Annotated in this window: 14 protein-coding genes; 7 read left to right on the forward strand and 7 right to left on the reverse strand. The window is 65.0% G+C overall.

What is annotated here, in order from left to right; all coding sequences use genetic code 11:
- Positions 1-28: 28 nt before the first annotated feature.
- The 4 genes from P6U25_RS27510 to P6U25_RS27525 are packed head-to-tail and all read left to right on the forward strand — an operon-like array spanning position 29 to position 2470.
- Entirely contained in the window at positions 29-622 is a 594-nt protein-coding gene (locus P6U25_RS27510; RefSeq protein WP_407147893.1) for a 3-phenylpropionate/cinnamic acid dioxygenase subunit beta, read from the forward strand.
- 16 nt (positions 623-638) lie between these two features.
- The gene (locus tag P6U25_RS27515; RefSeq protein ID WP_407147894.1) at positions 639-833 is read left to right on the forward strand and encodes a hypothetical protein; all 195 of its coding nucleotides are present in this window, start codon (positions 639-641) and stop codon (positions 831-833) included.
- Positions 834-856: 23 nt separating this feature from the next.
- Positions 857-1252 carry a hypothetical protein gene (locus tag P6U25_RS27520; RefSeq protein WP_407147895.1) on the forward strand — a complete coding sequence of 132 codons (396 nt, stop codon included), beginning with the start codon at positions 857-859 and terminating at the stop codon, positions 1250-1252.
- Positions 1253-1267: 15 nt separating this feature from the next.
- Entirely contained in the window at positions 1268-2470 is a 1203-nt protein-coding gene (locus tag P6U25_RS27525) for an FAD-dependent monooxygenase (RefSeq protein WP_407147896.1), read from the forward strand.
- A gap of 37 nt (positions 2471-2507) precedes the next feature.
- Here the strand turns inward: P6U25_RS27525 and P6U25_RS27530 are convergent, their stop codons facing one another.
- The 3 genes from P6U25_RS27530 to P6U25_RS27540 all read right to left on the reverse strand — a co-directional run bounded on the left by P6U25_RS27530 (position 2508) and on the right by P6U25_RS27540 (position 4577).
- Positions 2508-2777: a DUF3551 domain-containing protein gene (locus P6U25_RS27530; protein ID WP_407147897.1), complete on the reverse strand. Its 270-nt coding sequence runs from the start codon at positions 2775-2777 to the stop codon at positions 2508-2510.
- A gap of 138 nt (positions 2778-2915) precedes the next feature.
- Positions 2916-3584: a hypothetical protein gene (locus P6U25_RS27535; RefSeq protein ID WP_407147898.1), complete on the reverse strand. Its 669-nt coding sequence runs from the start codon at positions 3582-3584 to the stop codon at positions 2916-2918.
- A gap of 156 nt (positions 3585-3740) precedes the next feature.
- Positions 3741-4577 (reverse strand): metal-dependent phosphohydrolase, encoded by an 837-nt coding sequence (locus P6U25_RS27540; RefSeq protein ID WP_407147899.1) that lies wholly within the window; start codon positions 4575-4577, stop codon positions 3741-3743.
- A 228-nt stretch (positions 4578-4805) separates the two neighbouring features.
- On the opposite strand from P6U25_RS27540, the gene P6U25_RS27545 reads away from it, so the two are divergent.
- The 3 genes from P6U25_RS27545 to P6U25_RS27555 all read left to right on the forward strand — a co-directional run bounded on the left by P6U25_RS27545 (position 4806) and on the right by P6U25_RS27555 (position 7523).
- Positions 4806-5021, forward strand: coding sequence for a hypothetical protein (locus P6U25_RS27545; RefSeq protein ID WP_407147900.1), 216 nt, complete (start codon positions 4806-4808; stop codon positions 5019-5021).
- A gap of 157 nt (positions 5022-5178) precedes the next feature.
- Entirely contained in the window at positions 5179-5967 is a 789-nt protein-coding gene (locus P6U25_RS27550; protein WP_407147901.1) for an ATP-binding cassette domain-containing protein, read from the forward strand.
- Positions 5964-7523 carry an ABC transporter permease/substrate-binding protein gene (locus P6U25_RS27555; protein ID WP_407147902.1) on the forward strand — a complete coding sequence of 520 codons (1560 nt, stop codon included), beginning with the start codon at positions 5964-5966 and terminating at the stop codon, positions 7521-7523. Before P6U25_RS27550 ends, P6U25_RS27555 begins: the two co-directional genes overlap by 4 nt.
- A gap of 14 nt (positions 7524-7537) precedes the next feature.
- Here P6U25_RS27555 and P6U25_RS27560 read toward each other — a convergent pair whose 3' ends face one another.
- The 4 genes from P6U25_RS27560 to P6U25_RS27575 all read right to left on the reverse strand — a co-directional run bounded on the left by P6U25_RS27560 (position 7538) and on the right by P6U25_RS27575 (position 12609).
- Positions 7538-8500, reverse strand: coding sequence for an ABC transporter permease (locus P6U25_RS27560; protein WP_407147903.1), 963 nt, complete (start codon positions 8498-8500; stop codon positions 7538-7540).
- Positions 8490-9476 carry an ABC transporter ATP-binding protein gene (locus P6U25_RS27565; protein ID WP_407147904.1) on the reverse strand — a complete coding sequence of 329 codons (987 nt, stop codon included), beginning with the start codon at positions 9474-9476 and terminating at the stop codon, positions 8490-8492. The genes P6U25_RS27560 and P6U25_RS27565 overlap by 11 nt, the downstream gene beginning before the upstream one ends.
- A complete protein-coding gene (locus P6U25_RS27570; RefSeq protein WP_407147905.1) occupies positions 9473-10639 on the reverse strand; it encodes an NEW3 domain-containing protein in 1167 nt (388 codons plus the stop codon). Before P6U25_RS27570 ends, P6U25_RS27565 begins: the two co-directional genes overlap by 4 nt.
- Before the next feature lie 257 nt (positions 10640-10896).
- Positions 10897-12609, reverse strand: a complete 1713-nt coding sequence (locus P6U25_RS27575; protein WP_407147906.1) for a sulfatase-like hydrolase/transferase — start codon at positions 12607-12609, stop codon at positions 10897-10899.
- Positions 12610-12620 lie beyond the last annotated feature (11 nt).

Here is a 12620-nt window from a genome sequence, read left to right on the forward strand (position 1 = left end):
ACGCGCCATGCCTGATGAGGAGATGCCAATGACAACGACTGTTCAGGACGCGCAGCCGGCCGCCCCGGCATCCAACGCGGCGATCGAACGCTCCGCGGCCTACTACCGGCTGAAAGCCGATGTTGAGGATTTCTACTACCATGAGGCCGACCTGATCGACGACCGGCGCTTTCGCGACTGGCTCGATCTCCTGGCCGAGGACATCAGCTATTTTATGCCGATCCGGCGCAACGTGAAGTTCGGCCAGCAGGCCGCACGCGAGAACACCAGGCGCGGCGAAGGCATGAGCTGGTTCGACGAGGACAAGTGGACGCTGACCAAGCGGGTCGAGCAGATCCTGACCGGCGTGCACTACGCCGAAGAGCCGCTGTCGCGGATCACGCATATGGTCAGCAATGTGCAGATCAAAGGCGCACGACCGGATCTCGACGCAGCGCGCGAGCTTGACGTCACCAGCCGCTTTCTCGTGTATCAAAACCGTGTCGAGTACGAGACCTACACCTTCGTCGGCCGCCGCAACGACACGCTTCGCCTGACCGATGCCGGTTGGAAGATCGCAAGGCGCGAGATACTACTTGAACAGAACATCCTGATGGCCAAGAATCTGACCACGTTCTTCTGAGCAAGGCCGCCGCGCAATGATGGATGTCAGGACGATCAAGGTGGGGACACACCTGAAATTGCAGGAGAGCGTCATTGCCGAGGTGATCGAGAACATGGGCGACGGTGAGTGGTTGCAGGTCCGGTGCCTGAAATCCCCTGCCCGGCCCGACGAGGTCGGCACGGTCGAGCTGTGCCACGCCCAGGACATCTTCAAGGTGCTCAATCAGTAGTTCCGACGTTTGGACCAGCGAATATGCTGCGATTTGAATACATGCCGAGCGACTTCCATCCGCTGTTCCTGTTCCTCGGCGAAGGCACCGACCTCGCCGCACTGGCAAGGCTGTTGCGTGGATTTGCCGAGGACCCGCAAGCCATCACGGTGGCGGAGCGGATTCCCGGCGCCGTCTCGCGAGACGAACTGGTTCTGGTGCCCGCCGACGATGAATTCGGAATGCGCGACCTCGGGGGCCGCTTCGCCTGGAAGCTGACGAGCTGGCAGGCAGAGCGGATCGCCGAGCGGATCGAATTGCTGGCGCCGCGGGACAACAAGTCCGGCTCAGAGATCCTCGAGATCGGCAGCGAGGGTGAAATCCCGGTCAAGGTATCGCGCGGCGAATTCACCGACGACTTCCTGATCACGCGCAGGTAGCGGCGGGCCTTTCGCGTGAGTGCACCGCGCAAGCCGCCCAAGGTTCTGATCGCCGGTGCCGGAATCGGCGGGCTGGTGGCGGGATTGTCGCTGCTGCAGCGTGGCATCAAGGTCGAGATCTTCGAGCAGGCGTCCGAGCTGCGCGAGCTCGGCGCCGGAGTCCAGCTCAGCGCCAACGGCACCCGCGTCCTGATCGCGCTCGGCCTCGAGCAGCAGATGGAGGCGATTGCCTGCGAGGCTTCGGGCAAGGAGATCAGGCTGTTCAGCACCGGGCGGACCTGGAAGCTATTCGACCTCGGCGCCTCCTCGCGCGCGATCTATGGTGCGCCCTACTGGATGTTGCATCGCGGCGATTTGCATCGCGTGCTGGTCGAAGCGTTCAACGCGCAGGCACCGGGCCGGCTGCATCTCGACAGTCGCTGCGCCGGCTTTGACGAGAATGGTGACGGCATCTGGCTTCGGCTTGCGAATGGCGAGCGGCGTCACGGCGATATCGTGGTCGGCGCCGACGGCGTGCATTCCGAAGTCCGTCGGCAGATCGGCGGCGATGCAAAGCCGTTCTTTTCGGGCGTGGCGGCTTGGCGCGGCCTGGTGCCGATGGCGCGGCTGCCGGCGAGCCAGCGGCGCGACGTTGGTACCAATTGGGTCGGCCCCGGCGGCCATGTCATCACCTATCCGGTGCGCCGCGGCGAAATTCTGAACTTCGTCGGTATCTTCGAAGGCGCGAGTTGGTCGGTCGAATCGTGGACCGAACGCGGCACGCGCGAGGCCTGCCGCGCGGCCTTTGCCGGATGGAACGCGGAAATCCACGCCATCATCGAAAACCTCGATGTGCCCTACAAATGGGCGCTGCTAGGACGCGATCCGCTCGATCGCTTTGTCGCGGGGCGCGCCTGCGTGATCGGCGATGCCGCACATCCGACGCTTCCCTTCCTGGCCCAGGGCGCCAACATGGCGATCGAGGATGGCATAGTGCTGGCGCGCTGCCTTGAACGCTTTCCGCCCACCGAGGCGCTGCAGCGTTATCAAGCCGCGCGGCTGACGCGGACGAACACGATCGTGGTGAAATCGGCCGAGAACGCCAAGCGCTTTCACAATCCGGCGCTCGCAGACGCCCGAGGCGCCGACGCTTATGTCTCGCGCGAATGGCAGCCCGACCGGGTCCGCGAACGCTACGATTGGCTGTTCACCTATGACGCGCTGACCGCGCCGGTCTGACTGCGACCGTTCGCTGCACTTGCTCGACGTTGCTGCGCTAATGAAGGGGATGGCGTCCGCGGCGCAACCGGCGTTTCGGTGGCACCGACGGAGCGTAAAACGGATTCTCCGAGCACATCGCCGACCGACCCGACGCGGATGCCTGGCACTGCGGGATCGAGGTGAAACTGCAATCGATGTAGTCGGCGGTCAACCGACCGCCATAGACGTGCATGCACACCGGATAGTTCGGATCGTAGGCCTGTGCGAAGGCAGGGCCGGCAAGACAAACGCCGAGGGCAGCAATCGCGTAGAGTCTCGGGCGCATCGAATTCTCCTGGTTCTGTGGATCGTTTCCTCACAACTGTCGGAGTTAGTCAACAGACGAACGCCTGAAGTTCAAGACGTGGCGCCCTGCACCGCGGGCAACACTGCCTCGAGGATCGCCGAAGCGTGGCCGACCCCGCTATTGCTGATCGCCGGCCGGCTTGCCATCGTCCTCGCCGAGGCAGCGGATGATGAAGGCGGTGGTATCGCGCGGCAGGACCCCGGCTGCGCGGGCCTTGAGTCGGCACTCGAGCTGCGCGATCTGGCGCGCGCGTTGCCGCTCGCTCGGCAGCGACGACTGGCGCAACCGGCGCAGCGTCATCGGCGAGCCGTCGGATTCGAAGCTCAGCTCGTATTTCTTGCCGCCACGGTCAGTGGCGGCGCAGGTGATGCTGGAGACCTGTCGCGTGACGAAGCTCCCGACCTGGCGGCACGAGCCGGTCGACATTTCCACCAGCGGCACCGGCAAGCCGTCGACCCGCGGCCGGTCGCTTGACTTCAGCAGCATGCGGTCGACCGCGAGCTCGAACACATTGTCCTGCGTCCGCGCCGCGCTCTCGCCGGAGAACGAGACGATGTGGCTCTTGTCGGTGGGATCGTCGAGCACGACGACGAATTCGGAACGGCCGCGCAGGGTATGGAAATAAGCCACCGCCTTGCAGGTGTAGCTGCGTCCGGCGATGTTGACGTTGCGGCAGGTGCCGGACATCAACGCGTACAGATCGACGTCGTAGACCGGACCGGCCGCGGCGAGAGCGGGCCAGCAGGCGATCGCGACCGCAATCAGCCGCGCGAACAGGGGTGTCATACTGGTTCGATCGAAAATGCGGCCGGCAGGCAGGTCCATGGTTCAGCGTCGCCGATTTGCACCATCAGTGCAACCAGTGAAAACGAGCACAAATGTGGACGTGGCAAGCGAACAGAGGCGAAAGTCGGCTCGCCAGCCGCCGATCTGGCTCCATGATCAGATTTGCGGGCCGGACAGCGTGACCTCGCGCTCGGCGCGGAAGATATTGCTGTAGAGATTGGCGATCCACTGCCGGCCGCTTGCGGTCATGTTGAGACTGTTGATGGCGCCCTGGATGTGCGGGGCCACCATGCTCCAGTAGAATTGGGGATAGCGATCCACGATGTCGGCCGGCGATTCATAGCCGAGCTGGCGATTCATGCCGACCTCCTCGAACTCATGGTAGAGCGCGTTGGCCTTCCTGATATAGTTGGGATCGCCGAGCTGACCGATGAAATCGGCGGCACGCACGATCGCCGCCTCGTCGTCATATTCCTGGCCTTCGAGCGCTGGAAAGCGGGTCCCCTCGATGTTGCGCGCGATCCGCTCGCGATCGATTGGAATGACGGCCGCGAGGCGATCGAGAACGTAGAGCTTAGAGCGGTCGACATGGTAGGGCATCAAGCCCGCATCCGACGACCCCCGGGGCAGTATTACCTTCTTGCCGCTCGCATCGATCACGTAACCATCCGGTCCATCCCCCTTCAGCAGGCCGCGGACATAGCCGATATCGTGGGTCAGGCAGGCAATGATCGTATGCGTGTAGTCCTCGGCAGTAACATGAGTGTGCAACGCGCGGCCGCGGATAATGTCATGACCGGCCAGCGTCACGAGCATCGTGTGTTCGACATTGTGATAGAGCGCATCGCTGTTGCCGATGCATTCCAGCGCAATGCGGGCCGCGGCGGGGAGGAGCTCGCCAAAGCGCGCCTGGGCGGCCCCGAACGTGCGGCTCACATGCGTCGCAAGAAACTTCTCCAGAGCGCGTGCTGCCAACTCAGGCAACGTCATCATCGATGTAGCCCCCGACCACGCAACGTTCCTCGTCGGCCCCGATCTCGCGTCGTAGTTGGATGAGAAGTATAGCGTATCCGCAGGCGGGCGGCTATGCGCCGCCTGATGTCGCGACCGCTTCGAGCGTACCTTCCCGGCCTTACTCATCGCGATGCCGCAGGCGCCGATAGTGGCATGAACCCTGCATGAGTCGGCTCAGACCGGGTTATCCCACCGATAAGGGCCGTTATGCTCGTCACGCTCGTCGCCATCCTCTGCAATGCCCAACTCTGCATGGAAAAGGTCGTCACCACCAGTGACCAATCCGGCATCACCATGAGCGCCTGCGCAGTCAATGCACAGATCGGCATCGCCGATTGGCTCGCCAAGGGCCCGTATCACGCGTGGCGCCTGCAAAGCTATAGGTGCACTATGGGCAAATACGTGCCCAAGAATGAAGTGTGATGTACTCACAGGTCCGCTGAGCCCAACCTGATTCGCAGTAACGTTGAACCGGGAAAGGCCGCCCTGTCCCGGGCGGCGCGGCTGTCCAAGGCGTGAGTCAAAGCCCTCTTTGGGTTATCACTGTCATTGACGACAATGAGACCTGAGGTCCTCCGGAATGCCTGCAACGCCGCTGATCGCCTACGCGCATGTCGGCAAGAGTTTTGACGGCGGCCGGGTGGTGGCCGTCGCCGACGTCTCCCTCGATGTGGCCGAGGGTGAATTCCTTGCGGTTGTCGGCAGCTCGGGCTCGGGCAAGAGCACGCTGCTCAGGCTTGCCAACCGGCTGATCGAGGCCGACCGCGGCCGGATCGCGGTCGATGGCGAGGACGTCAGCGATGTGGACCCGATCCTGCTGCGCCGCCGCATCGGTTATGTCTTTCAGAGCGGCGCATTGTTTCCGCATCTGACCGTCGCGGACAATATCGGCATCACGCCGAGACTGCTGGGCTGGCCCGCGGCAGACATCGCGGCGCGGGTCGACGAACTGCTCGACCTCGTGCGGCTCGACCGCGCGCAACATCGCGACCGCATGCCGCATGAACTTTCCGGCGGCCAGCGCCAGCGCGTCGGCGTGGCGCGCGCGCTCGCCGCCAAGCCGCGCATCGTGCTGATGGACGAGCCGTTCGGTTCGCTCGATCCCCTCACCCGCGATGCACTGGGTGAGGATTACCGCACCCTGCACCGCAGGCTCGGCCTGACCACGATCATGATCACCCACGACATGACGGAGGCGATCTTGCTGGCCGATCGTGTCGCGGTGATGCGGGCCGGCCGGCTGCTGGCACAGGGCACGCCGGCGGAGCTGTCGGCCAGCACCGATGCCTATGTCGGCGAGCTCCTGCATACGCCGCGGCGGCAGGCCGAGCGGCTGGGCGCGCTGCTGCCGCGGGACGGCGCGGCATGAGCCTGCTTGCCGATCCGCGCTGGAGTGAGGCGCTTGCGCATCTGCCGGACTATCTTGGCAACCATGTGCGGGTCAGCGTCACCGCGCTCGCGCTCGGGCTCATTGTCAGCCTGCCGCTGGCGATCGCCGCTCGCCGCCGGCCGATGCTGCGCGGCGCTTTGCTCGGGCTCGCCAGCGTCGTGCAGACCGTGCCGGGTCTCGCCTTGCTCGCGCTGTTCTATCCGCTGCTGCTCGCCCTCGCCGCGCTGACCGCCGGATGGCTCGGCTTCAGTTTTTCCGCCTTCGGCTTCCTGCCGGCGGTGCTGGCGCTCGCGCTCTATTCGATGCTGCCGGTGCTGCGCAACACCATCACGGGTCTGTCCGGCGTCGATCCGGAGATCGTGGAGGCGGCGCAGGGCGTCGGCATGACGGCGCGACAATCGCTGCTGATGGTCGAGCTGCCGCTCGCGCTGCCGGTGATGATGGCCGGGATCCGCACCGCTGCGGTGTGGGTGATCGGCACTGCGACGCTGTCGACGCCGATCGGCCAGACCAGCCTCGGCAACTACATCTTCGCAGGGTTGCAGACCCAGAACTGGGTGTTCGTGCTGTTCGGCTGCGTGGCCGCGGCGGTGCTTGCGCTCGCCGTCGACCAGTTGCTTGCGCTGATCGAGAATGGCCTGCGCAACCGCAGCCGGGCGCGGGCCGGGCTCGGCGGCCTCGGGATTGTGGCGCTGATCGTGGCGACGCTGGTGCCGGCGATCGCGCGGCCGCATGCGGGCTATGTCGTTGGCGCCAAGACCTTCACCGAGCAATATGTGCTTTCGGCGCTGATAGCCGAGCAGCTCCGGGCCGCGGGGCTGCCGGCCACGACGCGCGCCGGCCTCGGCTCCAACGTGATCTTCGATGCGCTCACGGCGGGCGACATCGACGTCTATGTCGATTATTCCGGCACGCTGTGGGCCAACCAGTTCCACAATAGCGACATCAGGCCGCGGGCCGAGCTGCTGGCCGCGCTCAAGAGCACGCTGGGGGCGCAGAACATCACGCTGCTCGGCGAGCTCGGTTTCGAGAATGCCTATGCGCTGGTGATGCCGCGCAAACGTGCCGCAGCGCTCGGCATCCACTCGATCTCGGATCTCGCGGCACGGGCGCCGACCATGTCGATCGCCGGCGACTATGAATTCTTCTCGCGGCCGGAATGGGCCGGCATCCAGAAAGCCTATGGCCTGTCGTTCCGTGCCCAGCGGCAGATGCAGCCGGACTTCATGTATGCGGCGGTCGCGTCCGGCGAGGTCGACGTGATCGCGGGCTACACCAGCGACGGCCTGATCGCGAAATACGACCTGGTCACGCTCGAGGACGACCGGCACGCGATCCCGCCCTACGACGCGATCGTGCTGCTGTCGCCAAAGCGGCGCGACGACGAGACGCTGAAATCGGCGCTGCAACCGCTGCTCGGCCGGATCGATATTGCTGAGATGCGCGAGGCCAACCTGCGTGCGTCGGGCAACGATGCCTCCTCGTCGCCCGACGCCGTGGCGCGCTGGTTAGGGGAGAAGATCAGGGCGCGCTGAGCAGTCCGCCCTCCTCAGGCGCGGACCTCTTGCCGCTGGAACAGGATGTAACCGGCGACGAACAGCACGATCGTGCAGGCGATCAGCCCCACCGTCTGCGGCCAGGCAATCATCACGCTCTCGCCGAAGGGCAGTGGCGCGCCCATCACGGCACCGCGCAACTGATCGAGGAACACCGGGCCGAGCGTGCGTGTCGTCGGCGACAGCACCGCGAGCATCGCTTCCCCGAACAAATCGTTCGGCGAGAACCGCTGCAGGAGCTGGGTCCAGATCGCGGTGTCCGGCGTGTCGAGGCCGAGCGCGGCAAAGCGCGGATCGGGCGGCGCGATCACCTGCGCGAACGCCGGCGCCAGCATCGGCCACAGCACGGTCAGGAACAGCCAGATGCCGAGCGCCACCAAGGCTGCGGTCGCCGGCGAGCGAAATACGATCGAGAGCAGCATGGCGAGCGACAGCCAGACGCCGGCATAGAAGATCGCGATCACCAGGAAGGCAAGCGAGCGGGCGATCTCCTCACCGCCCGGCGGCACGCCGAGGAAGATCAGGCCGAGCCCGATCACCATCAGCCACAGCGCCGTCAGGCTGATCGCGATCGTGGCAAGACCGGCGAGATATTTGCCGAGCAGCAGCGCATCGCGATAGATCGGCTGCGCCAGGATGCGCGACAGCGTGCGCCGGTTGTGCTCGCTGTTGACCAGGTCGAAGCCGAGCCCGATCGCCATCAGCGGGATCAGGAAGCCGAGGATGGCGACAAAGGACGGCAGCGGCGCACGGCTCACCGTGAACAGGCGCAGCAGCAGGAACGGATCCTCGGCGGTGTTCTGGCGCAGCGTATCGATCGCCTCATAAAGCGCCGCCATCGCAGTAAGCACGATCAGAAGCTCGAGCATCAGCATGCGGACGCTCGAGATATTGTCCGACAGCTCCTTGATGAAGACGGCGCCGGCGCCCTGGAATGCTGAACCTTCACGCCGCATCACGCACTCCTCCGGACTGCGATGCCTGGAAATAATGAGCGTAGATCGCTTCGAGGCTCGGTTCGTCGACCGAGAGCCGCCGCAACGCGCCGTTGGCCGCGACCACCGCGCGCGCCGCGTCGGGCCGCACGTCGCGGTCCGCGGTCATGCGGAAGCGGTCCTCGGCGATCGTCTCGACATTGCTGACGCCTGGGATCGCCGCCAGCCGCCGGGCGATGCCAGCGCCATCGGCCTCGACCTCGACCACGAAGCCCGCGCCGAGCACCTGCACCGCGAGCTCGGCCACCGAGCCCATCATCACGATCCGCCCCGTGCGGAACAGCGCGACGCGATCGCAGACACGCTGCACCTGATCGAGCATGTGCGACGACAGCAACACGGTGACGCCTTCGGCCTTCAATTCCCTGATCAGGTTGAGGAATTCGAGTGTCGCCTGCGGATCGAGGCCGGAGGTCGGCTCGTCGAGGATCGCGATCTCGGCGCGCTTGACGATGATCTCGGCAAGCCCGAGCCGCTGCCGCATGCCGCGCGAGAAGGTCGCGACGCGCTTGTTGGCGACATCGAGCAGACGCACGCGGGTGAGCGCGGCCACGATCCGCTGCGACCGTTCGGCGACCGACAGGCCCATCAGCTTGGCGACGTAGGCAAGGTTCTCGACCGCCGTCAGGTGGTCGTAGAACCCGACCGCATCGGGCAGATAGCCGACGCGCCGCTTCACCTGCAGCGGCGAGCGCGCCGGATCGAAGCCGAGCACGCTGACCCGGCCGCCCGAAATCTCGGTGAGGCCGAGCATCATCAGGATGGTCGTGGTCTTGCCGGCGCCGTTCGGACCGAGCAGCCCGAACACCTCGCCCTTGGCGATGTCGAAGTTGATGGCGTCCACGACACTGGTCTTGCCATAGCGCCTGGTGAGATCGCGCGCCGCGATGACGACGTCGGGCGACGCCGTACCGCCTTCGGGTTTCTGTTCGCTCATCGCCGTCCGAACCTTGCAACAGCACCAAGCATCAACAGCAGCGCGACGCCGATCACGCCGGCTCCCGCCATGCCCCACACCGTCGACGTGTTGACAGTGACGCGGAACTGGCTCGATGCGGTCTCGCCACGCGAGGTGGCCCGCATCGAGAGTTGGTAGTCGCCGGCGAGCGACTTGTCGCTCGGCGTCACCAGCGCCTGGACCTCGGCATCCTTGCCAGGCACCAGCCGCTCGATGGTGGTAGGCTGGAACGTCACCTTCCAGCCGCTCGGCGCGGTCGCGGCAAGCGCGATGTTCTCGGCCGGCGCGGTGCCGTTGTTGGTGACGACGATCGGGATCGTGCTCTGCTCCGCGGCGACCGCGCGCGCACTCAACAGCCCGTCACGACCCGAGAGCTGAAGCTGCGGCTGGCCGGCGATATCGAGCGCCACCTCGGTCTGCGCGGATGCATCCTCCGCATTGACCGTCACCTTGACCGGGAAATGCCCGGCATCGACCGCGCTCGGCGGACGAACCTTGAGCTTGATGTCCTTGGATTGGCCGGCCTCGATCGGGATCGAGGACAATTCCTGCGTGCCATAGGCCTCGGTGAACGAGGTCTCGAAGTTCGCGGGCGCCGCCGCGGCGAAGCTTGCCACGATGTTGCGGCCACTGTCGTTCTTGATGGTCAGCGTATAGTCGAAATTCGATTTCGGGCTGCCACGCAGTTCGGGCAGCTTCGACGACACCGACAGCTTCGCCGGCAATTCCTTGGCGAGGGCAACCGCGATCGGCAGCGTCGCCTCGCTGCCCTGCCCTTCGGCCTTGACGGTCAACGTCTGCTCGGCGAGCGAGCTGTTGGCGGGCACGTCGAGCCGAAGCTGCAGCGGCACGCTGGAGTCGGGCGCCGGCATCGCGGCGGCAACCGGCTGACCGCCGCCGAGCAACGTTGCGGTCCAGCCGCTCGGCACGCCTTCGATCGAGAGCTTGTAGCGCTGCGGACCGAGGCCGTAGTTCTGAAGACGCAGAGAGATGTTGGAGGTGGTACCGGGCCTGATGGTAACGGCCGGATAGTCCGTCATCATGTAGAGCCCCTTGATGTCGTGGGGCGGCTCTGCGGCGTAGGCTGAGGGAATGACAAATCCGAAGGCGACAGCAAGGCGCGCAAGGTCGAGCGCTCGCATGGGCAAACACTCCTGCAAGAGTAGCAAGATTGGCGGGGTTGACGCTGCGCGTTGATGAAGACCGTGGCAGCGGCGCGACCGATCATGGAAACAATCGTGACGAAATCTCGGCGAAGCAATTACAAATGAGTAATGCTGCGTGCGCGCCGGCGCGACCTTCGTCTAACGACGTTCGTCGAGCTCATGCCGCGATCACGAGATCATGAATTCATCGCGCTCGTACAGGATTCCGCTTCGCACCGTCCCGGGCATCGACCTCATAGTCCTTTGATCATGCCGGCATCGATCAGCAGCCGGTTGAAGCGGCGCGCCTCGGCGCCACCCTTGCAGGAATAGAACATGCCGCCGCAGCGGAGCATGATGGCCTTCTGCTCCTCGAACGACGGATCGAGCGGAATGCCGGCGGCCTCCTGGATCACCAGCGGCAGATAAGCCGCGTCGATCGTATCCATCACCGCGGGACTCTTCACCGGTTCGAAATTGATGGCGTCGATCGCGTAATAGGTTGCGTAGTAGCGCGGGTCATAATCCAGAAGCTTCTTGCCGATGCCAGCTTCGTCGAGCTCGGGATCAAGCAGTTGCGGCGAGAACTCCGGCTGATGGTCGCCATAGCGCACGATCAGAAACGGCTGCGCGGGAAACTTTTTCTTTAGCGCGGCCACGAAGCCGGCATAGTCGTTGGCGCTCATCGTCTGCCGGCGCAGATATTCGTCGACGAGCGGCATATTGCCGGGCCGCTTCCATGACGGCAGCAGGTCGGGACGGAATGTCGTCTCCCACGGGAAATGATTGGCGGCGAGGTAGACGAAGGTGAACAGCGGCGTACCCAGCGTCTTCTGCTCCGCCATCAGCTTCAGCGCCTTGCCGTAGAAGAAGCTGTCGGGCTCGACGTCCTTGGCGTGCAGGTCATGCGCATCGTAGAAATTCTGGATGCCGGTGGTCGTCTGGAAGCTGCGGGCGCTCATGAAGCCGCCATACGCGGGATAGAGCGAGAGCGTGTCGTAGCCGCAGCGGCGCAAGGCGAGCGGCAGACCGCGCTCGACCCGGCCCGACGCGATGCGGGTGACGAAGTAGGCGAAGCGGCCGAACGAGCGCGACGACAATCCCGCGAGCACATTGTACTCGGTGAACCAGCTTGGCCCGCCATTGCTCTCGGCCAGGAATTTCCGCTCGATCCCATCATAGGACTTGAACTGATTGCCATAGCCCGGCGGCACCTTCACGCCGGCAGCCGCGCGGATGTCGAAGCTCGACTCGTCATGGATCATGATGATGTTCGGCCGCCGTCCGGCGGGGTGGCAGGCATCGACCAGCGGTACCTTGAGCTCTTCGCTCGCGGCCGGATCCGATTCCATGAAGCCGTGGGCGATGAAATCGGACACCGACGTCACGCCGGAGCGCGCGAATTTCGACAGATAGCCGTCGTCGTAATAACCGCGCCAGGCCTCATCCGGCCAGGTGAAGGCATAGGCCGAAAGCGCCGCGGTGCAGGCAAGGCAGGCGGCCGCGGCTGGCAGCCGGCGGATGCGGAATGGGTCGAGCCACCACGACGCGTACATCAAAGGCAGCGTGACCAGCCCGGCGCCGACAATCGACCAGCGCAGGTTCGGGAAGATCGTGAGCAGAAACGTCGCGGTGTCGCGGTCGATCACCATCAGGTCGACGAAGTTCGCGGTCATCTGCACCACGTCGTGCTTGAACCGCGACAGCACCACAAGCACCATGACCAGCGCCAGGGATAGCACCGCCGACAGCGCCGGCCTGCGCAGCAGCGCGATGAACAGGAAATTCAGGATCCCCCAGGTGAGCAGGAAGCAGATCCGCGAGCCGAGATCGGTCTCGGTCTGCAGCATCACGATCAGCGCGCCGAGATGCGGCGCGACGACCGCCATCAGCCGCCAGATGCCAATCGCAATGAGGCCGCCGGCAAGTGCGGCGACAGAGGAATTCTGCTGTGGCGCGGGCGCCATGGGTGAGACGC

Origin of the sequence: Bradyrhizobium sp. ORS 86, assembly GCF_045571475.1 — a bacterium.
Classification (GTDB): Bacteria; Pseudomonadota; Alphaproteobacteria; order Rhizobiales; family Xanthobacteraceae; genus Bradyrhizobium.

Bases quoted from the DNA above. Each gene is read 5' to 3' on its own strand.
- P6U25_RS27510 (WP_407147893.1), top strand. From the start codon at position 29: ATGACAACGACTGTTCAGGACGCGCAGCCGGCCGCCCCGGCATCCAAC.
- P6U25_RS27515 (WP_407147894.1), top strand. From the start codon at position 639: ATGATGGATGTCAGGACGATCAAGGTGGGGACACACCTGAAATTGCAG.
- P6U25_RS27520 (WP_407147895.1), top strand. From the start codon at position 857: ATGCTGCGATTTGAATACATGCCGAGCGACTTCCATCCGCTGTTCCTG.
- P6U25_RS27530 (WP_407147897.1), bottom strand. From the start codon at position 2,777: ATGCGCCCGAGACTCTACGCGATTGCTGCCCTCGGCGTTTGTCTTGCC.
- P6U25_RS27535 (WP_407147898.1), bottom strand. From the start codon at position 3,584: ATGACACCCCTGTTCGCGCGGCTGATTGCGGTCGCGATCGCCTGCTGG.
- P6U25_RS27540 (WP_407147899.1), bottom strand. From the start codon at position 4,577: ATGATGACGTTGCCTGAGTTGGCAGCACGCGCTCTGGAGAAGTTTCTT.
- P6U25_RS27545 (WP_407147900.1), top strand. From the start codon at position 4,806: ATGCTCGTCACGCTCGTCGCCATCCTCTGCAATGCCCAACTCTGCATG.
- P6U25_RS27550 (WP_407147901.1), top strand. From the start codon at position 5,179: ATGCCTGCAACGCCGCTGATCGCCTACGCGCATGTCGGCAAGAGTTTT.
- P6U25_RS27555 (WP_407147902.1), top strand. From the start codon at position 5,964: ATGAGCCTGCTTGCCGATCCGCGCTGGAGTGAGGCGCTTGCGCATCTG.
- P6U25_RS27560 (WP_407147903.1), bottom strand. From the start codon at position 8,500: ATGCGGCGTGAAGGTTCAGCATTCCAGGGCGCCGGCGCCGTCTTCATC.
- P6U25_RS27565 (WP_407147904.1), bottom strand. From the start codon at position 9,476: ATGAGCGAACAGAAACCCGAAGGCGGTACGGCGTCGCCCGACGTCGTC.
- P6U25_RS27570 (WP_407147905.1), bottom strand. From the start codon at position 10,639: ATGCGAGCGCTCGACCTTGCGCGCCTTGCTGTCGCCTTCGGATTTGTC.
- P6U25_RS27575 (WP_407147906.1), bottom strand. From the start codon at position 12,609: ATGGCGCCCGCGCCACAGCAGAATTCCTCTGTCGCCGCACTTGCCGGC.